This is a genomic window from Tenacibaculum haliotis (genome assembly GCF_025215075.1).
GTDB lineage: Bacteria > Bacteroidota > Bacteroidia > Flavobacteriales > Flavobacteriaceae > Polaribacter > Polaribacter haliotis_B.
In genome coordinates, this window is the sequence record NZ_JAOBTH010000024.1 from 49,783 (window position 1) to 71,992 (window position 22,210).

General features: G+C 30.4%; 19 protein-coding genes. 8 read left to right on the forward strand and 11 right to left on the reverse strand.

The window, feature by feature from the left end:
• Positions 1 to 10: 10 nt before the first annotated feature.
• From N2251_RS04485 to rplU, 4 genes are all read right to left on the reverse strand, one after another.
• A complete protein-coding gene (locus tag N2251_RS04485) occupies positions 11 to 1,477 on the reverse strand; it encodes a DUF5687 family protein (RefSeq protein WP_260585515.1) in 1,467 nt (488 codons plus the stop codon).
• A gap of 114 nt (positions 1,478 to 1,591) precedes the next feature.
• Entirely contained in the window at positions 1,592 to 2,089 is a 498-nt protein-coding gene (locus N2251_RS04490) for a DUF1761 domain-containing protein (protein ID WP_260585516.1), read from the reverse strand.
• Positions 2,090 to 2,455: 366 nt separating this feature from the next.
• The gene (gene rpmA, locus N2251_RS04495) at positions 2,456 to 2,716 is read right to left on the reverse strand and encodes a 50S ribosomal protein L27 (protein WP_068702190.1); all 261 of its coding nucleotides are present in this window, start codon (positions 2,714 to 2,716) and stop codon (positions 2,456 to 2,458) included.
• A 22-nt stretch (positions 2,717 to 2,738) separates the two neighbouring features.
• Positions 2,739 to 3,224 carry a 50S ribosomal protein L21 gene (rplU, locus tag N2251_RS04500; RefSeq protein ID WP_260585517.1) on the reverse strand — a complete coding sequence of 162 codons (486 nt, stop codon included), beginning with the start codon at positions 3,222 to 3,224 and terminating at the stop codon, positions 2,739 to 2,741.
• Between the two features lie 204 nt (positions 3,225 to 3,428).
• On the opposite strand from rplU, the gene N2251_RS04505 reads away from it, so the two are divergent.
• Both N2251_RS04505 and N2251_RS04510 read left to right on the forward strand, forming a co-directional pair.
• Entirely contained in the window at positions 3,429 to 4,736 is a 1,308-nt protein-coding gene (locus tag N2251_RS04505; protein ID WP_260585518.1) for a M16 family metallopeptidase, read from the forward strand.
• A 9-nt stretch (positions 4,737 to 4,745) separates the two neighbouring features.
• Entirely contained in the window at positions 4,746 to 6,794 is a 2,049-nt protein-coding gene (locus N2251_RS04510) for a M16 family metallopeptidase (RefSeq protein ID WP_260585519.1), read from the forward strand.
• 53 nt (positions 6,795 to 6,847) lie between these two features.
• On the opposite strand, the gene N2251_RS04515 is transcribed toward N2251_RS04510, so the two are convergent.
• Complete coding sequence (locus N2251_RS04515) at positions 6,848 to 7,720, reverse strand: DMT family transporter (RefSeq protein ID WP_260585520.1); 873 nt, start codon at positions 7,718 to 7,720, stop codon at positions 6,848 to 6,850.
• Positions 7,721 to 7,813: 93 nt separating this feature from the next.
• Between N2251_RS04515 and N2251_RS04520 the strand changes: the two genes are divergently transcribed.
• Both N2251_RS04520 and N2251_RS04525 read left to right on the forward strand, forming a co-directional pair.
• Positions 7,814 to 8,344, forward strand: coding sequence for a cation transporter (locus N2251_RS04520; RefSeq protein ID WP_260585521.1), 531 nt, complete (start codon positions 7,814 to 7,816; stop codon positions 8,342 to 8,344).
• A gap of 84 nt (positions 8,345 to 8,428) precedes the next feature.
• Positions 8,429 to 9,475, forward strand: a complete 1,047-nt coding sequence (locus tag N2251_RS04525; RefSeq protein ID WP_260585522.1) for a COX15/CtaA family protein — start codon at positions 8,429 to 8,431, stop codon at positions 9,473 to 9,475.
• A gap of 107 nt (positions 9,476 to 9,582) precedes the next feature.
• Here the strand turns inward: N2251_RS04525 and gldD are convergent, their stop codons facing one another.
• From gldD to mutY, 4 genes are read right to left on the reverse strand one after another with little or no spacing between them, the layout of a single operon-like run.
• A complete protein-coding gene (gene gldD, locus N2251_RS04530) occupies positions 9,583 to 10,134 on the reverse strand; it encodes a gliding motility lipoprotein GldD (protein WP_260585523.1) in 552 nt (183 codons plus the stop codon).
• On the reverse strand, positions 10,127 to 11,428 hold the full coding sequence (gldE, locus tag N2251_RS04535) for a gliding motility-associated protein GldE (protein ID WP_260585524.1): 1,302 nt from the start codon (positions 11,426 to 11,428) through the stop codon (positions 10,127 to 10,129). The genes gldD and gldE overlap by 8 nt, the downstream gene beginning before the upstream one ends.
• 19 nt (positions 11,429 to 11,447) lie before the next feature.
• Positions 11,448 to 11,879, reverse strand: a complete 432-nt coding sequence (locus N2251_RS04540; RefSeq protein WP_260585525.1) for a single-stranded DNA-binding protein — start codon at positions 11,877 to 11,879, stop codon at positions 11,448 to 11,450.
• 38 nt (positions 11,880 to 11,917) lie between these two features.
• Positions 11,918 to 12,961 (reverse strand): A/G-specific adenine glycosylase, encoded by a 1,044-nt coding sequence (mutY, locus tag N2251_RS04545; protein WP_260585526.1) that lies wholly within the window; start codon positions 12,959 to 12,961, stop codon positions 11,918 to 11,920.
• 129 nt (positions 12,962 to 13,090) lie between these two features.
• Between mutY and N2251_RS04550 the strand changes: the two genes are divergently transcribed.
• Together N2251_RS04550 and N2251_RS04555 are read left to right on the forward strand one after the other, a co-directional pair.
• Positions 13,091 to 13,381: an HU family DNA-binding protein gene (locus N2251_RS04550; RefSeq protein WP_068702156.1), complete on the forward strand. Its 291-nt coding sequence runs from the start codon at positions 13,091 to 13,093 to the stop codon at positions 13,379 to 13,381.
• Positions 13,382 to 13,675: 294 nt separating this feature from the next.
• Entirely contained in the window at positions 13,676 to 15,217 is a 1,542-nt protein-coding gene (locus tag N2251_RS04555; protein ID WP_260585527.1) for an Rne/Rng family ribonuclease, read from the forward strand.
• 56 nt (positions 15,218 to 15,273) lie between these two features.
• Here N2251_RS04555 and N2251_RS04560 read toward each other — a convergent pair whose 3' ends face one another.
• Both N2251_RS04560 and uvrC read right to left on the reverse strand, forming a co-directional pair.
• The gene (locus N2251_RS04560; protein ID WP_260585529.1) at positions 15,274 to 17,463 is read right to left on the reverse strand and encodes a patatin-like phospholipase family protein; all 2,190 of its coding nucleotides are present in this window, start codon (positions 17,461 to 17,463) and stop codon (positions 15,274 to 15,276) included.
• Positions 17,460 to 19,256: an excinuclease ABC subunit UvrC gene (gene uvrC / locus N2251_RS04565; protein WP_260585530.1), complete on the reverse strand. Its 1,797-nt coding sequence runs from the start codon at positions 19,254 to 19,256 to the stop codon at positions 17,460 to 17,462. Before uvrC ends, N2251_RS04560 begins: the two co-directional genes overlap by 4 nt.
• 75 nt (positions 19,257 to 19,331) lie before the next feature.
• Here uvrC and N2251_RS04570 point away from each other — a divergent pair, with 75 nt between their 5' ends.
• Together N2251_RS04570 and moaA are read left to right on the forward strand one after the other, a co-directional pair.
• A complete protein-coding gene (locus N2251_RS04570) occupies positions 19,332 to 21,101 on the forward strand; it encodes a MutS-related protein (RefSeq protein ID WP_260585532.1) in 1,770 nt (589 codons plus the stop codon).
• Positions 21,102 to 21,188: 87 nt separating this feature from the next.
• Positions 21,189 to 22,181, forward strand: coding sequence for a GTP 3',8-cyclase MoaA (gene moaA, locus N2251_RS04575; RefSeq protein WP_260585533.1), 993 nt, complete (start codon positions 21,189 to 21,191; stop codon positions 22,179 to 22,181).
• Positions 22,182 to 22,210 lie beyond the last annotated feature (29 nt).

Below are 22,210 nucleotides of genomic sequence, written 5' to 3' on the forward strand. Positions count from 1 at the left end.
TTTGGTTTATTTATGCTTCTTTTCCGAAAGCATTAATCATAGCGTATTTGTCTTTGATATATTTTTTTTCTATCAAATTCATAAAGTAGTTTTTAAATACTAATCCGACTACTCCTATTAAAGCAACTAAAATATAGCCAGAATTATAACCAACAAAACTGTTGAATATCCAAAATATAGCCATTGGCAATAACATTAATGGTATAACAATAAGAAATTGTGTTGCACTTGTTCCTTGGGTATTACCAAAACCTCCTTTAGTTAAATCGATTCGTTTTCTATTAAAAGATCCTGCGTATAACAAAAACAATGAATTAAAACCAATATTAAAAATAGCACCCACGGTGATCATTAAAAATATTTTTGTTCCGAAGTATAAATAAGGAAAACTTAAAAAGTATAATATTGTAGTCATTGCAACCATTAAAAACCATTTAGAATCTAAGAATTTACGGTATCTAAAACTCTGACTCATTAACATTTTATAATGTGCACTGTCCCAAGCAGGAATGAACTGTCCGTAATTTAATGTAAAACCACCTGTTACAAACAAGCCTGCAAACATTAACATGGCTGGCATGTCTTGATATGTTTTTTGCGTAAAGAAAATCAATCCATAAAAAAGAAATAAGAACGACATTAAAAAGACTGTTTTTGTTCTTTTGTTTCTCCAAATTAATCGAATGTCGTTTTTTATAAACGGCGAAATATCTCCTAATTTCTCTGTCCAAGATAAATCTGCTGTATTTGCTTCTTCGGTTTTTATTGCAACCAAATCATCTAAATATACTCTAGATCTTAATAGTTTAAAATTCACATAATATAACACTGCTGCAATAATTATAGGAACAAATACTAAAATAGAATTCGCAACAATTGCATCAAATATTAATTGACTGTAAACAGATACATCAAAACTTGTAAATTGTTGTAATGTTGCTAAGCCTACTAATAACGTAACAATAAATGCAAATACTTTATTGTTTTTGTTGATTAAAAAATTTAAAAAATTAATTGCTTGAATTACAAAGAACATAGCGACTAACCATCCTAAAACTCCTATGGTATTATAATCTTGCATTATTAAAACAACCGAAAACGGAATGTAAAAAAACAATGACAAGAAGTTGAATCCTGAAAAGGCTGATTTCCCTAAAACATAATGTACTAATTTCTCTTTTTTAATAGGAAGAATCAATAATGGTTTAATATTCATTACTGGTAATTTTTGCATCAAGTAGCGGAAAACTAAATCTCCGAGAATAACAAAAACTAACATTGAATTTACAATTTGTAACGGATCTTGTTCTGGAAATAATTTCTTTAAAATAAAATATCCTCCAACTCCAATACTTAAAAAGGCAGCTACCATATAAAGAACAAAAAAGCCCATTATTATTTTTAAAGCAATTCCTTTTTGCCAATATGAAGAACGAAAATATTGTTTCCATTCTAGTTTTAAAAAGTGTGCAATCATTTGGTTAAATTATTAATTGATTATTTAATTAGTATCATTTATCAAGTATTTGTTACATAAAAAAGCATCAATTTTAAAAATTGATGCTTTTACTAATTCATATTTCTACGCCATTTATGCCCATTGACAAATAACACCTCCCATAAGCGCAAGTGTTACTACCCAATATCCTGCATTAATAGCCACATATTTAAAGCTTTTTCTTTCAAATAATGCTTGGGTTCCTAAAATTGGTAATCCTATTAATAATCCTATCATAGTACCATGAAGTGCACCGTGACCAAAAGTTCTAAATCGGTCTCCATAATTAGCCATAAATTTCTGAACGTAAATAAATGCATCACCTGTTTGCTCTGCAAAGCCAGGCTCTCCCATTAAGGTAGATTGTACTCCCCATTGATGAATTACTAATGTTTGTAAAACAAATGCCATTAAAAAACTCAACACATATGATAATCCAAAAATCAATGCCATATTCGATCCTTTCATCGACTCATCTGTAAAGCCAACTTCTTTCATCCATGCGTTTTTAAAAAGTGGTCCATACCAAATAAATCCTACTACTAACGGAACTAATCCAGCAATTGCTGTAATTAAAAAATTAAATTTCATAAATATAAAGTTTTGATTTGTATCCAAATATAACGATTACTATTTAACTACACATAACAACTCCTTTAATTATCAACAAGTTACAAATAGATATTCTTTTAAAAAAAATAGTTTTACAGTCACTTTACACACAAATTAATACCATTCACACATATCTGGTTTCGTAAAATATATTTTCATTGCATATTTGTACTATAATACACAAGGGGAATCATATTGGTTAATTGGGGGATTAATCAATAATGAAAAAAAACCACTACTTAAAAAAGTAGTGGTTTTTTTTTGCAATTAGCTTAACTATAAAACATAAAAAAAGCTCAAACAATAATTTGTTTGAGCTTTAATTTATTAAATCAAAAATATTTCTTAAGCCTCGAAAGGAGTTATAGAAACATATGATCTGTTATTTCTTTTCTTTTGGAATTTTACAACACCATCAACTTTAGCATGTAAAGTATGATCTTTCCCCATGTAAACATTTTCACCTGGGTTGTGAGTTGTTCCTCTTTGACGAACAATAATGTTCCCTGCAATTGCAGCTTGTCCTCCAAAAATCTTTACTCCTAGTCGTTTCGATTCTGATTCTCTACCATTCTTCGAACTACCGACACCTTTTTTATGAGCCATCTCTCTAAGTTTTTAAAGTTAATTATTTGCTTAACGCTTCAATTAATTCAGCTTTCTTTAAAGAAGTATATCCAGTGATACCTGATTCTTTAGCTAAAGCTTTTAATTCAGCAACAGTCATTGAACTTAAGTCCTTAGATTCCGCTTTCACTTCTACTTTAGGAGCTGCCGCTTTAGTTACTGTTTTTTTAGCACCAGATGCAGCAATACCTTCGATTTGAATCTCAGTTAAATACTGTCTGTGTCCGTTTTTCTTCTTGTAACCTTTTCTTCTTTTCTTCTTGAAAACGATTACTTTATCACCTTTTAAGTGACGTAATACCTTTGCAGTTACTCCTGCACCTGTTATAGCTGGGGCGCCAATAGTTACGTTCCCTTTGTCTTCAATTAGCATTACATTATCAAAAATTACTTCTGATCCTTCTGCGTCTTGTAAACGGTGTACGAATACCTTTTGGTCTTTTGCTACTTTAAATTGCTGCCCTGCTATCTCTACGATTGCGTACATACTTTTTGTTTTGCGTTATACTTGTTTAACACTTTCCTAATGAAAATGCGGATGCAAATATACGTTTTTTCATGACAAATAAGCTCTAATTCAGAAAATTAATACTCAATTTAAAAAAAACAAATTATTCTACTTTATTACTGTAACGAATAACTTAATTTCACGTCCCATAGATCAAAATCAGTTAAAACTAAAATTTTATCAATGAAAAAAAGTATTATAACTCTTACTACTGCTTTGTTTATTGGCTTTGCTGCTAATGCACAAAAAGTTGAATTTGAAGAGTACAAATTAGACAATGGTATGCATGTAATATTGCATCAAGATAAATCTGCTCCTGTCATAATTACTTCTGTTATGTATGGTGTAGGTGGTAAAGACGGTGATAGAAAAAGAACCGGATTTGCTCACTTTTTTGAACATCTTTTATTTGAAGGAACAAAAAACATTAAAAAAGGAGATTGGTTTAAAATTGTATCTTCTAACGGAGGAAGAAATAACGCAAACACGTCTCAAGACAGAACTTACTATTATGAAATATTTCCTTCTAATAAATTAGAATTAGGTTTATGGATGGAATCTGAGCGTTTATTACACCCTATTATTAAAAAAGAAGGGGTAGATACTCAAAATGAAGTTGTAAAAGAAGAGAAAAGACAACGTACAAGACCTTACTCTAATCTTTTACCTGAAATTTCTAAAAATATATTTAAAGTACACCCATATAAAGATCCGAATGTTGGGTATATGGAACACTTAGATGCTGCAACTTTAGAAGAATTTTTAGCTTTTAATAAAAAATATTATGTCCCAAACAACGCAACTTTAGTTGTTGCTGGTGATATTGATATTGCTTCAGCTAAAAAAATGATAAAAGATTATTTTGGACCAATACCAAGAGGAGCAGATGTCGTTAGAACTTTTCCGAAAGAAGAACCAATTACTAAGGAATTTAGAGCAAAGGCTTATGATGAAAACATTCAAATACCTGCCATTATCGGTGCTTATAGAACTCCATCTTTTAAAACTAGAGACTCTAAAATTTTAGATATGATTTCTACTTATTTAAGTGAGGGAAAAAGTTCTATTTTGTATAAAAAAATGGTTGATAAAAAGAAAATGGCATTAGCTGTTCAGGCAGTTAATATATCTCAACAAGATTATGGAGTGTATGCGCTTTTCTCTCTTCCTTTAGGTAAAGTTACTTTAGATGCATTGATGAAAGAAATTGATGAAGAAATTGTAAAAATACAAAAGGATTTAATTTCTGAAAAAGCATTTCAAAAAATACAAAATCAATTTGAAAACAGGTATGTGAACTCTAATTCAAGCGTTGTAGGTATCGCAAACTCTTTAGCGAGATACCATGTAATGTATGGAGACACCAATTTAATTAATTCAGAAATAGATATCTATAGATCTGTTACTCGTGAAGAAATTAGAGAGGTTGCTAGAAAATATCTAAATAAAAATCAGAGATTAATCTTAGAGTACTTACCTAAGAAAAAATAATATAAAAAGATGAAGACAAAAATTTTATCAATAATAGCAGTTATAACAATGTCTTTTGCTGTTAATGCGCAAATAGACAGAAGTAAAATGCCTACCCCAGGTCCAGATCCTGTGGTAAAATTAGGAAGTGCAGAAAAGTTCTCTTTAGATAACGGAATGACCGTTATTATGGTAGAAAACCATAAACTACCAAGAGTTGCTGCAACATTAAGAATAGATAACAAACCTTATTCTGAAGGAAATATTGCCGGTGTTTCTAGTATAATGGGAAGCTTATTAGGTAGGGGAACCGCTAATATTACAAAAGATGAATTTAATGAAAAAGTAGATTTTTTAGGTGCAAATGTTGGTTTTTTTAGCACTGGTGCTTCTGCAAGATCATTAAAAAAATACTTTCCTGAAGTATTAGGTTTAATGGCTGATGGTGTAAAAAATTCACAATTTTCTCAAGAAGAATTTGATACCGAAAAGAAAGTTACTTTAGAGAATTTAAAGTCAGCAGAAAAAAATATTCCTGCTATCGCTAATAGAGTTGAAAGCGTATTGTTATACGGTAAAAATCATCCTAACGGAGAGTTTACTAGTAAAAAAACAGTTAACAATATTACTTTAGATGCGGTTAAAAACAACTTTAACACATACTATAAACCTAACAATGCTTATTTAATTATTGTTGGAGATATTAATCCTTCAGAAATTAAAAAATTAGTAAAAAGCTTATTTTCTGATTGGAAAAAAGGAACGATTCCTGCTGCTAATTTCCCTAAACCAGAAAATGTTGCTACTACAGAGATTAACTTTGTAAATATGCCAAACGCAAACCAATCTGAAGTTGCTGTTGTAAATACAATAGATTTAACTTTAGGAGATAAAGATTATTACGCTGCGTTATTAGCTAATAAAATTCTTGGTGGTGGTGGTTCTGCACGTTTGTTCCAAAACCTACGTGAAGACAAAGCATATACTTATGGTTCATATTCTAGAGTAAGTCAAAGCAGAACTACGGGAGTTTTTAGAGCATATGCAGGCGTAAGAAATGTAGTTACAGATAGTGCTGTTGTAGAAATACAGAAGGAAATAAACAAAATCCGTTATCAAAAAGTATCTGAAAAAGAATTACAAGATGCCAAAGAAGAATACATTGGTGGTTTTGTAATGGATGTTCAAAAGCCAGCAACTGCTGCTAACTATGCACTAAATATTGCTTTATATAATTTGCCTCAAGATTTTTACGCAAACTATATTAAAAACATCAACTCAGTAACGATTAATGATGTTCAAAATGCTGCTATTAAATATTTTAGAGGGGATAGAGCCAGAATTATGGTTACAGGTAAAGGAATTGATGTTTTAAAGAATTTAGAAAAAAATTCTGATTATAAAATCAACTATTTCGACACCGAAGGAAATCCTACTACTAAGCCAGCAATGACGTTACCTATTCCTGCTGGAATTACAACTTCTTCAGTAGTTGACAAATATTTTACTGCAATTGGAGGTAAAGAAAAAGTTGCAGCAGTAAAATCTGTAATGATCGTTTCTACTGGAAAAGTTCAAGCAATTGATTTAACAATGACTCAAAAGCATGCAGCACCAAATAAAACGGCTGTTGTTGTGACAGGAATGGGACAAACGTTAAGTAAGCAAATTTTTGACGGAACTTCAGGTTATGCTGAGCAACAAGGTCAAAGAAGAGATTTAGATGGAGATGATTTAGCAGCAGCTAAATCAGCAAATGCACCTTTTGCAGATGCAGCTTATAAAGCAGGGAAATTAGACAGAATAGAACCAATTGATGGTGAAAACTTCTATGTTATTAAACATAACAAAATGGAGATTTTTTATAATGTCAAAACGGGTTTAAAAGCTAAAGAAGTTAGAACTGTAAAAGGACCACAAGGTGAAATGAAACTACCAACCACTTTTTCTGATTATAAAGAAGTTAATGGAATTAAATTCCCACATAAAATGGGACAAAAAATGGGCCCAATGAATTTATCTTTTGAAACTAAAGAAGTAAAAATTAATGAAGGTGTTTCTGATGCTGATTTTCAGTAAATAGAAAACCTTAAAATAATTAAGAGAGCCAAAGCGAAAGTTTTGGCTCTCTTTTATTTTGATCTATTTGTAATCCAAACTCCCAATAAAATAATTCCTCCAGCAAATAACTGTATCAAACTTAATTTCTCTCCATCAATAATTCCCCACATTACGGCTACAATCGGAATTAAATATGTTACTGATGATGCAAAAATTGGCGATGAAATATGAACCATATCATAAAAAATAATCTTAGCAATTCCTGTTCCTACAATTGATAAAACAGTAATATACCCTAACGAACTCATTACTTGAGTATTTGTTTGAAAAGTGCTAAAAAAATCGGTAAAAAGTAACACTATGAATGCAGGGATAATTAGTACTAAAAAATTCCCTGCTGTAATTGCTAAAGCATCTACATCAGATAAATATTTTTTTATAATATTTACATTAAAAGCATAACCTACAGATGCAATTATTACCAAAATAGCATACCAATAATTTTGATTTGGATTTAACTCAGATCCTTTTAAAATAAGAATAAGCGTACCTATCAACCCAACTAAAATTCCAATAAATTGTTTCTTTTTAAAAGAAAAACCAAATACTAAAGCTCCAAAAATAAATGTATTAAAAGGTGTTAACGAATTTAAAATTGCAGAAATTGAGCTATCTATTCCTTTTACTGCGTACACAAATAAAAATACAGGAAAAAACGTTCCTAAAAAAGCGGTACACACAATATATTTAATATGTTCTTTTTTTATTTTAGAAATACTTTTAAATCCAATCAATAATAAAAAAACTGCGGTTATTAATATTCTAAGCGCACCTACCTGAATTGGCGTTAAACCAATCAAAGCCTTTTTCATTAAGATAAAAGAACTCCCCCAAACTATCGAAAGCACCGTTAAGTAAAACCATTTTCGTTGTTGATTACTCATTTTCAATCCATTTAAACACAAAAATCGTTTATTTCACTTTATAAACATTATTATTATTAATAACTTTGCTAAATAACCCAATAAATTAAAATGATGAAAATTCAAAAAATAATATTCGCTTTAACTCTTGTTAGTTTTTTAGCCGTTGGATGTAAAACCGAAGCAAAGAAAAATGATGCTACTAAAGAAGAAAAAACTGAGGTTGCAGCAAATACAAAAGAACTTTCTTTAAGTATTTCTGGAATGACCTGCGAAATAGGATGTGCTAAAAAAATAGCTTCTGATTTATCTAAAAAAGAAGGAGTATTAGAAGCTAACGTGGTTTTTAACGACAGTATTGCCAATGTAAAATATGATGCAAACGTTACAAACAAAGCCGATTTAATTGCTTTTGTTGAAGGAATTGGTAGTGGAGATATGTATAAAGCTTCTGAAACAAGTAAAAAAACTTGTGAAGAGGGATGCAAAAAAGCATGTTGCGTTAAAAAAGAATGTACTGCAAAAACAGCTGCTGAAAAAGAAGCATGCGCAAAAAAAGGAACGTGTAAAAAAAGCGAGGCTGAGAAAAAAGCATGTGCTACAGATTGCAAGAAAGAATGTTGTGCTGAAACAAAAAAAGCATAATTTTAGCTTAAAAATAAAAATCAAGCTTCTCTTTTGAGAGGCTTTTTTTATGCGTTTATCTTATCTTTGTAAAAACTTTTTTTGATGAAAAAACACTTTCCACTCCTAGTAAAAATTTCGTTGATTGCTGTATATCTTATTTTTTTAGCAGGATCGGTAGTTCGCATGACAGGATCTGGAATGGGCTGCCCAGACTGGCCAAAATGTTTCGGATATTACATTCCGCCCACTTCTGAAGAGCAAATTACTTGGCAACCCAATACCGAGTATAACAAAGGAATGATAATCGTTAAAAACAATGTTTTATTCGTTGCCGAAAATGATTTAAAAACAGCACAAGAATTCATTAGTACCAACTGGGTGAAATACACTAAGCATAGCTACGCAAAATTTAATAAATTTCATACTTGGACAGAATACATTAACCGATTAACTTCTGCTTTGGCAGGTATTCCGTTTTTGTTTTTAATTTTTGTTTCCACTAAATTCTGGAGAGAAAAGAAGCTTATTACCTTATTATCATTCGGTGCTTTCTTTTTAATGCTTTTTGAAGCTTGGTTAGGAAAAACCGTTGTTGATACTAATTTAAAACCCACCATTATTACCATTCATATGGTTGGTGGTTTGGTAATTGTTGCCTTGTTATTATGGCTCTATTTTATTGCATCAAAAGATAAAAACCTCTCAACTGCACTCGAGGAAACAAATAAAAAGAAATACAATTCGCTTTTTAATAAATTATTAATCGTTTCGGTAGTATTTTCTTTAATTCAAATTGCGCTCGGAACTCAAGTTCGTCAATTTATTGATGAGCAAGTAAAATTATTTGGTTTTGATAATAAACATTATAGCTTGCTAAACCCTAGTTTTAAGTTTTACTTTCATCGTTCGTTTACCATTGCAATTGTGTTGGTAAACTTGGGAATATTTTACTTAAATCAAATTAAAGATTTAGGTTACAAATTGGTGAATTGGATTGTTTTTTTACTGTTTTTAGAAACTATGACTGGTATTTTAATGTATTATGCTGATTTTCCTATCGGAACGCAAGCAACACATTTACTTTCGGGTGCTGTATTATTTGGATTACAGTTTTACTTATTGCTACAAAATAGCAATGTAAAAAAGTAGTTTTACAGCAGCTAAACTTCATAAATAAGCTTAGCCCCGATTGTAGCATTTGTTTGAGCTCCTCGCAGAGAGCGAGTGCGGAAAGCGGGAAATAGCTTCAGAAAAAACTACTGCTTCCACTCTAAAGTTTCTAACATATGAATCATATCTTTTTTGATATATTCAACTGCTGGTAAAATAGAATCGTAATTAGGTTTGGTGTAAAAAAACAGTGAGCCTTTTAAAAAATGATTGGTGCTATCGGTAACATGAAACTGTATTTGTGAAGCCGCATTACCGGAAATTTCACACATTTTACCGTATACTTTTTTATCTGCATCGGCATAGTCTCTCCAAGAAATATGATCGGCTTTTACGGTGTGTTCTAATACCAGTTTTTCGGCTTCTAACAAGAGCTCTCGCAAGTTGTTATTCACTGGTCGGTATGTAATATGAACCGATGCTTTTAGCTTAGGATACTGGATTTTTAACCAATTATTTGGCAGATTTTCAATTGCGGCGTTTTTTGCCACATCAAAACGATATGGTCTCGTTTTATTTAAGGTATTATACCCCAATTCTGGATATTCTAAGTTTAAATATCCTTTTGGTTTTGGCATAACATCTTCGCCACAACTTATTAATAACATTACTGATATCAACAATAAAAATTTACGCATTTCGTGTTACTTTTATCTGTTTTATACGCTTTTTATCAAGCGCTTCAATAGTAAACGTATATTTACTATAATTTATTTTCTCTCCTTTTTTAGGGAACTTACCTGATACTTCTAAAATAAAACCTGCTAAGGTTTCACTTTCTCCTTTTGCATCTTCAAATTTTTCTTCATCGTCATCTTCTAAAACACGACAAAAATCTTTGATGGTAGTTTTTCCTTCAAAAATATAATTATTTTCATCGATTTTAGAATACGTTAAATCATCATCATCAAACTCGTCATTTATATCTCCTACAATCTCTTCAATAACATCTTCTAGCGTTACAATTCCACTTGTTCCGCCGTATTCATCAACAACAATTGCTAAGTGTTTTTTCATTTCTTGAAATTCACTTAACAAATCGTCTAATTTTTTGTTTTCAGGCACAAAAAAGGCTTCTCTTAGTAATTTTTGCCACTCAAAACGTTTTTCATTCAAATACATCAGTAGGTCTTTTGCATATAAAACACCTCTAATATTGTCTATATTTTCTTGATAAACAGGAATTCTTGAGTATCCGTTTTTTAAGATTATTTTTAAAACCTCCTCATATGTTGTGTCATCTGCAATAGCACAAACGTCGGTTCTTGGCTTCATAATTTGTACCGTTTCGGTATTACCAAAGCTTACGATTCCTTCTAAAATTTTTTGTTCTTCTTTTGTTGTTGCTCCACTAGAAGTTAACTCTAATGCTTGTGATAAACGCTCTACAGAAAAATTATTATTCTTGTTTCCTAATTTGTTCTCTACAATACTTGTTAATTTTATAAGAGGCGTACTTAACGGTGTTAAAAAAACATTTAAAAACTGAATTGGTTTTGCCATAAAACTTGCAAACTGCATCGATTTTCTGGTTGCGTATACTTTTGGTAATACTTCGCCAAATAACAAAATAAGAAAAGTTACCAAAACAACTTCTATCAAAAATTTTACTCCGTCGGAAAATTCACTAAAAAAAAATTCTCCTAAAGATGCAAATATTAGTACGATGAGAATATTAATGAAATTATTTGTTATTAAAATAGTTCCTAATAATTTCTTCGGATTTTCAAGTAATTTAACAACCGTACTTTTTCCTTTTGATGAAGATGAAAGCTCCTCTAATTCGGTTTGTGAAATAGAAAAAAAAGCGACTTCTGTTCCTGAAACCAAAGCAGAACAGATTAACAAAAAGAGCACTAATAAACAATTTAATGTTGTTAGCAAATCGATATTAATTATTGCCAAAAACAAGGAGTTGGGTTCTATATCCAATTTTTAAAATTTAAGTAAACTAAAATGGTAAATCATCATTTTTTTGAGGTGTTACATTTGGCACAACACTATTTCCTGGAGTTGCATTTGGAGTAGAAACCCCGTTACTAAGTTCTTTTTTAGTTGATAAAAAAGTCATTTCCTGTACTTGAATTTCTGTTGCATAGCGTTTTTGCCCATCTGCTTCATATTGACGCGTTTTAATACGTCCTTCACAATACACTTTATCTCCTTTTGTTAAATATTTCTCACAAATTTCAGCCAACTTATTACGCACAACAATATTATGCCACTCCACATTGGTTACTTTTTCTCCGGTTTGGCGGTTAGTATATGTTTCGTTTGTTGCTAACGGAAAACGACCAATAGCATTCCCACCTTCAAAATAATGCATTTTTAACGCATCACCTAAATGACCTATTAAAATAACTTTATTAACTGTTCCTGCCATAATTTACCCATTTGTGTAAAACCAAATATACAAATTTACTAGTTGTTATTTAAAAATTCATTTAAAAAATTATCAATCAAAACTGGTACTGGAAACTGCTTAATATCTTTCCATAAAATAGTTTTTTTGTTGATAATTGATGTTTTTACAATCCAAAATTTTGTAAATAAGTGTTGATGTGATAATTTATGTACAATATCTTTTTTATTAAATAAAGACAATGTTGTTTCTTTAGGAAAAAGGGTTGCAAACTGTTCGTTATTAACTAATGTTATTTCAGAAATTGGTTCTTCTGTTTCCAGTAACGGAAACTGACACAATCCTTGCCAGATTCCTTTACCTACTCTTTCTTCCAAGACTGTTTTTCCATCATCGGAAACAACTACTAAAAAATTAAAATAACGTTTTTTAACTTTTATTTTTTTCTCTTTTACAGGAAGTTCTTTAATTTGTTTTTTAGCTAAAGCTACACAACTATCTGAAAAAGGACACGAATTACATAACGGATTTTGTGGCTTGCATTGCATTGCACCAAAATCCATAATTGCTTGATTATAGATTCCTGGTTGCGAAACATCAATTAGTGTTTGTGCTAATTCTTTAAATTCTTTGATTCCTTTAGTAGAATTAATTGGCGTATTAATTCCGAAGTAACGTGCTAGAACTCGATATACATTTCCATCAACAACCGCAACAGGCTCATCGTAACAAACAGAAGCTATTGCAGAAGCCGTATAATCTCCAATTCCTTTTAACTTTAATAACTCTTTATAATTATCAGGAAAAACACCATTTAACTCATTAGCTATATATTTTGCTGTAAAATGCAAGTTACGTGCTCGTGAATAATAACCCAGTCCTTGCCATAATTTAAGTACTTTACTTTCATCGGCTTTTGCTAAGTCGAATACCGTTTTAAACTCGCTTGTAAATGTTAGAAAATAAGGCAATCCTTGAGCTACTCGTGTTTGCTGTAACATGATTTCACTTAACCAAACTAGGTAAGGGTCCTTCGTTTTACGCCAAGGCAAATCTCTTTTATTTTTTAAATACCAGTGAATAAGTTGATTAGCTGATTTCATTTATGTAAATTGAGCCAGCGAAAATACTGCATTTTATTTAGATATTTTTATTCTTATTATTTTCCGAATAGATTAATTATCATATATTTGCACCCTCATTTTTAAAAATAAATTCAAAATATATATAGAATGACAAAAGCAGATATCGTATCTAAAATTTCAGATAAGAGCGGGATTGAAAAAGCGGATGTTTTAGCAACTGTTGAAGCGTTTATGGACGAGGTAAAGGATGCATTAGAGAGCGGAGATAATGTATATTTAAGAGGTTTTGGTAGTTTTATCATCAAAACTAGAGCAGAAAAAACTGGTAGAAATATTTCAAAAAATACGACTATTAAGATTCCTGCACACAACATTCCAGCTTTTAAACCATCAAAAGTGTTTACAGAGGGTGTTAAAACTAAAGTATCTGTAAAATAATAAAATTATTAACCAAAGGTCTTTACCGATAAAGACTTTATAAAACATTTTAATTATGCCAAGCGGTAAAAAAAGAAAGAGAGCTAAGATCTCTACACACAAAAGAAAGAAAAGAGCAAGAGCAAATCGTCACAAGAAAAAGTAAGCTAACGCTTACTTTTTCGTTGCTTTTAATAGCTTATTAAGTTCATTGACACTAAGGTTTAGACACCTTAAAATGGTATAAAAATTATACCTGTTTACAAATTAATCCGTCTTCGTAAAATTTTACGTTGGCACAAAACTATATTCAGAATGAAAACAGAATTAATAATTCGTTCAAATTCTTCTGATATTGATTTCGCCTTACTAAGAGATGGTAGACTTACTGAATTAAACAAAGAAACAAGCGATAATAAATTTTCAGTCGGAGATGTTTTTCTAGCAAAAATAGGAAAAGTGATGACTGGTTTAAACGCCGCTTTTGTAAATGTTGGTTATCCTAAAGATGGTTTTTTACACTATCATGATTTAGGACCGCAAGTACAATCTTTAAATAAATTCATTAAGAAGGTAAGCACAGGTAATTATAAAGAATTCACTTTAAAAAACTTTCGTTCTGAGAATGATATCAATAAGGACGGGAAAATTAATGATGTACTAAAATCAGGTCAAAATTTATTAGTACAAATTGTAAAAGAACCAATATCTACCAAAGGTCCGCGTATTAGCTCGGAACTATCAATAGCTGGTAGGTTTTTAGTTTTAGTTCCTTTTTCTAACCGAGTATCTGTATCTCAAAAAATAGCAGATCCTAAAGAAAAAGAACGTTTAAAAAAATTAGCAAAAAGCATCAAACCAAAAGGGTTTGGGCTTATTTTACGTACTGTTGCCCAGAATAAAAAGGTAGCAGAACTAGATAAAGATTTACAAAATTCACTTGAACGTTGGGAGAAAATGTGTAATAGCATTGCTAACAAAAACACACCAACAAAAATATTAAGTGAGTTAAACAGAGCATCTTCTATTTTAAGAGATGTAATGAACGATTCTTTTACAAGTATTGTAACCAACGATGAAGATTTAATGATTGAAATTAAAGAGTACTTACAAGAAATATCTCCTGAGAAGGAAAATATTGTAAAACTTCATAAATCTGACACACCAATTTTTGAGAAATTTGGTATTGAACGTCAGATAAAAACATCGTTTGGTAAAACAGTTTCTATGAGCAAAGGTGCGTATTTAGTTATTGAACACACCGAAGCCTTACATGTTATTGATGTAAATAGTGGTAATCGCTCAAATAAAGCTTTAAGCCAAGAAGAAACTGCTTTAGAAGTTAACTTAATTTCTGCCACCGAAATAGCACGCCAGTTACAATTGCGTGATATGGGTGGGATTATAGTTGTTGACTTTATTGATATGAAAAGTACTGAAAACAGACAGAAATTATATCAGCATTTAAAAGATGCAATGTCTTTAGATCGTACAAAACACAAAATTTTACCTCCGAGTAAGTTTGGTTTAGTACAAATTACAAGACAACGTGTACGACCTGAATTAGAAATAAAAACACGTGAACCAAACCCTAATAAAAACGGAGAAGTTGAAGCTCCTATTGTTTTATTAGATAAAATTGAAGCTGAATTAGAACGCATATTAAATAGCGGTAAAGACTACAAGGAAATTACATTAAATGTACATCCTTTTATAGCTGCTTATTTAACAAAAGGCGTTAATTCTATTCGTTTTAAATGGTTTGTACAACACAAAAAGTGGATTAAAATATTACCTAGAGATGCATACCAATACTTACAATATAAATTCTTTTTAAAGAAGAAAAAAAGTAAGTAAGGCAATCTTATTATGAAATAAAAACCCGTTTCTTTCGAAACGGGTTTTTTTATGCGCTAAAACCAAAATCCTAAATTAAATAACCAATAGTTTTCGTTATGGTCTGGTGACCAAGAATACTTTAATTCTACTGGTCCTATGAAGGTTTCTACACTATACCCTAAGGCATATCCTGACTTAGTATTATCAAATAATTTCTCTACTTGAAAGACATTCTCTTCTATACGTGCATAATTAGCAACAAACGTTGCGTAATGTTTTTCTAAAAATTGATATCTTAAATTAAATTCAGACTTTAAAAAAGATTGGTTATTTAACGATCCTGTTTCATAACCATAAAAAGAGGAGAAATTATTAATATAATTTTTATTGTAACCACCTAAACGGTAGTCAAACATTTGTGATGATTTTTTCCCTAAAGTATATCCGGCTCCTGATATGTACTGAAAAGTTAACTTATTATAAAAAGTTGTTGCAAAACCCAACGTTCCTGAAATTTGAGAAAATTGATGAAAAGGTTCACTTCCCTGAACCAATTTGGGCAATTTAACCTTCCTATCTGACCACATAAACCATTTAAATCCTAAACCCGCGTAAAACCCTCCAGTTGGAAACATTTTTTTATTATAAGTATCTAACTTCAAGAAAGAATAAGTGTTAACATAATTACTTTTATCAAAAAAAACCTCTTCTCCGTTTGCCAAAATATTTTCGGAACTTAATCGAATGTATTTATTTTCAAGACCAATACCAAAGGCAAACTTCTTATCAACTGTAGTTTGAAAATATACTGCATTGGTAAAATCTACATACTTACCATTTACAAGGTTATTTTGATGTAAAAAACTACTATTAAAAGAATTGTATCTTGATTTAAACCCATAACTAGGAATCAATCCATTATCAATAAAATAATTAAAATCATAGCGAATATTGTCTCCTATACCAACATCTAAAGAGAGCTCGTCGTTTTGTGTAATTAATTTTTTATGGTTGTAGTTTAATAAAACTGCTGATTTATATAATAAATCATAATGCAAACCAATTTTAAAATAAGACTGTATTTTTTCTTCTTTAACAAGTAACTCTAATTTTTTTCCTTGAAAAGATTTATAAAAACGGTAATTAATTCGGTTAAAATTTCTAGAAGCAGTTAGTGCATTAATTTTTTTTGAAATGTCTTTATACGAAGTACTATCTCCTTCATTTAGCTGTAGTTTTCCTAAAATATAATTATTCGTATAGTTTTTATTTCCTTTAATAATAATTCGATCAACTAAGAATTTATCTTCTTCGATTTTATTTATTACCGGTACTCTTTTTCGTGTTTGTAACTTTGCTATACTATCAAAAACAGCGGTATATTTTTTAGCTTTTTTTATCCCTTCTCGTAATATTTCATCCTTTTTATCAAAAGAAATTACACTATATTCTAAAATTTCTGGACGCAAATAAACATTTAAAAGACGTACCTGCTCATCGGAGTTTTGGTACATCTGAAAATTTACTATTTGCATTAATACCGCAGCAACAGAAGAGAGTTCGTGTTTTTTTAGTAATTCTCCCTGAACATTTACTCCAATAATAAAATCTACACCTTTTTTCTTCATGATGTCTACGGGAAAGTTGTTCACTACACCACCATCAACTAATAACTTTCCATCAATTTCAACAGGATTTAACAACGAAGGAAAGGCTGCACTTGCTCTTAAAGCTAAAGGCAATGATCCTTTATTTAAAATTACTTCCTCACCAGTTTCAATATTGGTACCAATGCAATAAAACGGAATTGGAAGTTTTGAGAAATCGGTAATATTATCAACCGGAGCTAATAATTCTGTTAAATAATTCAATACATTTTGTCCTTTAGACAATCCTAAAGGAAGCCCTACTTTACCTTCTTTTATCGGTAAAGAAAGTGCATATTTCTCTCCATATTGTTTTGTAAAAAAAGGCTTATCTATTCTATCAATTTTATCTTGAATCAAATCCATAAAATCAACATCTAAAACTACTTGCTCTATTTGATCAGCTGTATAACCGGCGGCATATAAACCACCAACAATGGCACCCATACTCGTACCACCAATATAATCTATTTGTACTCCTGCTTTTTCCAACTCTTTTAAAACCCCAATATGAGCAAAACCTTTAGCACCTCCTCCACTTAAAACTAACCCTACTTTAGGTTGATTTTGCGCCAGCATAATTGCAGGTAAAAACAATATGATTAATAACTTTTTCATTCTTTTTCTTTTTGATAAAACTGATGTATTTTCTGAGCTCTTGAAAAACCAACAATTTCTTTTAATTCTTCTAATGTAGCTTCTTTTACTCTTTTTGCTGATTTAAATTTACGCAATAAATTAGTAATGGTTTGTTTACCAATATCAGGAATTTGTTCTAATTCTGATTGAATAGCGCTTTTACTTCGTTTGTTTCTGTGTAATGTAATTCCGAATCGATGAGCTTCGTTTCTTAAAAACTGAATTATTTTTAAGCTTTCTGATTTCTTATCTAAATATAAAGGCACAGAATCTCCTGGATAATAAATTTCTTCCAATCTTTTTGCAATTCCGATTATAGCTATTTTTCCTCGCAAACCTAAAGCGTCTAGACTTTTTAAAGCTGATGATAACTGACCTTTTCCTCCATCAATAACAATTAATTGTGGTAATGGTTGTTTTTCTTCTAACAAGCGTCTGTAACGACGAAAAACCACTTCTTCCATCGATGCAAAATCATCAGGCCCTTCCACAGTTTTAATATTATAATGACGGTATTCTTTTTTACTCGGTTTTCCGTCTTTAAAAACTACACAAGCAGCCACAGGGTGTGTTCCTTGAATATTCGAATTATCAAAACACTCTATATGGCGTGGCTCTTCATGCAAACGTAAATCTTTTTGCATTTGCCCCATTATTCGTTTTACATGACGATCTGGATCTACAATTTTTATTTGCTTAAACTGCTCCATCCGATAATACTTCGCATTTCTTTCTGATAAATCTACAATTCGTTTTTTGTCTCCTAATTTCGGTACGGTCACTTTTATTTGCTCTCCTAAATTCACCTTAAAAGGCACATAAACTTCTCTTGATAAGGAATTAAATCGATTGCGAGTTTCTATAATAAACAACTCTAACAATTGCTTGTCGGTTTCTTCTAGTTTCTTTTTTATTTCTGTAGTGTATGATTGCACAATTGCGCCATTCATCACTTTAAAAAAGTTTGCATAACCGTGGGTTTCATCAGAAATAATAGAAAAAACATCTACGTTATTAATAGACGGATTTACAATAGTAGATTTTGCTTGATAATTTTTTAAAGAATCTAATTTGTCTTTAATTTTCTGAGCTTCTTCAAACTTCATATCCGAAGCAAAATCGAGCATTATTTGTTGTAATCGCTCTAAAATTTCTTTAAAATTTCCTTTAAGAATATTTCTAATTGCCCTAATTTCTTCTAAATAATTATCTTCATGTTGATGCCCTTCACAAGGTCCTTTACAATTACCCAAATGATATTCTAAACAAACTTTATACTTGTAAGAAGCTATTTTTTCTTGACTTAAATCGTACGTACAAGTTCGCAGCGGATACAGCTCTTTAATTAAACTTAAGAGTGATTGTACCATTTTCATGTTGGTGTAAGGTCCAAAATATTCAGAACCATCTTTAACAACTCTCCGGGTAGAAAAAACTCTCGGAAAACGTTCTTTTTTTATACAAAGCCACGGATATGATTTATCATCTTTTAATAAAACATTGTAACGTGGTTTATACTTTTTGATTAGGTTGTTTTCGAGCAATAATGCATCCGTTTCAGTATCAACAACAACATGCTCTATCCGAACAATTTTTTTAACTAAAATTCGCGTTTTACCATTCTCATGAGTCTTCGTAAAATAGGAAGAAACACGTTTTTTTAAGTTTTTAGCCTTACCTACATATATAATCACCTCATCTTTATCAAAATATTGATAAACTCCTGGTGAAGAAGGTAGTGTTTTTAGCTGAAGTTCTAATGAAGTTGGCATACAACGAAAATACAATTTTATAAAGATATGTAAGTTGCTATATGTACATTTACACTAATATTTATTTACTACACAATGCAACAACCAATTCCTTTTTATAAAGAAGAAATCAATAGTTTAAATGCCGTTTTAATTGCGTTAAAAAAACGGTTACTTACAACTCGTATTTTACGTCTTTTGGCATTCTTAACCATTTCTTTTTCAGCATATATAGCTTTTACAAAAAACAACTTATTTTTTATTATAAGTGTTATCGCTTTAATCGCTTTTGTTTATTTAGTAACAAAACACTTAGGTTTAAAACAAACAAAAAGTATCATAGAAGCGAAACTGACTATTAATAAAACAGAAATAGCCGTTTTAAATGGTACATTTTCTGACTTAGAGAGTGGAAAAGAGTTTATAAACCCCGAGCATTATTTTAGCAATGATATCGATTTGTTTGGTATTGGCTCTTTCTTTCAGTACATAAACAGAACGGCAACCAACGAAGGAAAAAAGCTATTAGCTATTATTTTAACAAGTAACGATATTAACAGTATTGAAGAAAAACAAAAAGTAACACAAGAACTTGCATTAAAAGTAAAATGGCGTCAACATTTTACTGCTGTTGCTAGTTTAATACATACCAAAACAGCAATACCTATTATTGTAAAATGGGTGCATTCTTATGAGCAGAAACTCCCTACTTTCTTAACACTGTTTTCGTATATTTTTTCTGCTATTTCAATTGTTTTAATTGGCTTATTAAGTTTTGATGTCATTACGTTTTCTGTACTTTTAATCTGGTTTATAATTGGTTTAACAACTACTGCTTTCTTTTTTAAAAACATTCAAGAATTAGCGACTGAAACTACCAAAGCAAAAGAAACATTTAATCAATACCATCAGTTATTAGCACAGATAGAAAATGAGGAATTTACCAATTCGACATTAAAAAACAAACAAGCAAAAATTCAACAAAAAAACAAAAAGGCATCTACTATATTTAAAGAGTTTTCTAAAAGATTAGATGCTTTCGATCAACGTAATAACATTATTATTGCTATTATTGGTAACGGACTTTTTCTTTGGGATATTCGCAATACCATTAAAATAGAAAATTGGATTACTACCTACAAAAGTACTGTTGAAGAATGGTTTAATGTTGTTTCTTTTTTTGATGCACAAAACTCGTTAGCAAACTTTGTTTTTAATAAACCTGAATATGTATTTCCTATTATAAATAACGAAAAATCAGTTTTAAATGCAGTGAATTTAGGACATCCTTTATTAAATGCCACTAAAAGAATAGACAATGATTTTGTAATAGATAATGAAGAATTTTTTATTGTTACTGGAGCAAATATGGCAGGGAAAAGCACTTTTTTAAGAGCTGTTTCGTTAGCAATTGTAATGTCTAATAATGGTTTACCAATATGTGCTGTGAAAGTAAAATACAATCCGGTTAAATTAATTACAAGTATGCGAACTTCAGATTCTTTAAGCGATGATGAATCTTACTTTTATGCCGAACTTAAACGTTTAAAATTTATCGTAAACAAAATTAAAACAGAAAATTATTTTATCATTTTAGATGAAATATTAAAAGGAACAAATAGCATGGATAAAGCCATCGGTTCTAAAAAATTCATTGAAAAACTAAACAAATCTCATTCTACCGGAATAATAGCCACACACGATGTTAGTTTATGTGAATTATCAAAAGAATATAACACCATTAAAAACTATTATTTTGATGCTGAGATTATAAATAACGAGTTACATTTTGATTATAAAATGAAAAACGGCGTGTGTAAAAACATGAACGCTTCCTTTTTATTAAAGAAAATGGAAATTGTTTAGTTCTTTATTTTTTCAGTAAACTTTATCATAATAAAACTATGATAAATGACAGGAAATAATTGCAGCATTAAACCGTATATTTGTTAGATGAGCAAACTTATTGATAATTTTGGTAGACAAATCAGCTATGTTCGACTGGCTGTAACCGATCGTTGTAACCTACGTTGCCAATATTGTATGCCCGCTCATGGTATTGATATTGTACCACGAAAAGAGCTATTAACTTATAAAGAAATGTACCGCCTTATTCGCGTACTTACCGAATTAGGGGTTAACAAAGTTCGTTTAACAGGTGGTGAGCCTTTTGCTCGTAAAGATTTTATGTCGTTTTTAGACATGTTATCTTATAACGATTTGTTAGATGAAATTAATATTACTACAAACGGAGCATTAGTTGCTAATCACATAGAAACTTTAGAAAAGTTAGAGAAAATAAAAAATATCAATTTAAGTATTGATAGTTTAGACACTCATAAATTCGCGAAAATTACACGTCGCGATGTATTTCCAGAAGTATATAAAACTTTCGAGTTATTAGAAAACAGCTCTTTAAACTTAAAGTTAAATGTAGTGGTGCAATCTGGTTTTAATACAGATGAAATAAACGATTTTGTGGCCTTAACAAAAGATAAAAACATTGCAGTTCGTTTTATTGAAGAAATGCCGTTTAACGGAAAAGGACAGCGTGATATTAAAGAAAACTGGAATTATAATAAAATTATAGCAGAAATAAAATCTAAATATAACGTAGAAAATATAATTTCAGAAAAATCATCTACTTCACGTAATTTTTCAATAGAAAACCATCAAGGAACCGTAGGGATCATTCCTGCTTTTACACGTACTATTTGTAACGATTGTAATCGAATAAGAATTACATCAACCGGTACTTTTAAAAATTGTTTGTTTGATGATGGTGTTTTTAACTTGCGCGATTTTATTCGTAACGGTGCAAGCAATGACGATTTAAAAGAACTTTTTTTATCTCTGATAAAAGAAAAGCCCGAAAATGGATTTATAGCAGAAGCAAATCGAAAAAAAGGAAGTGTTTCCGAAAGTATGAGTACAATTGGTGGTTAATTTTAATGTAATAATACGTCATTCTGAAC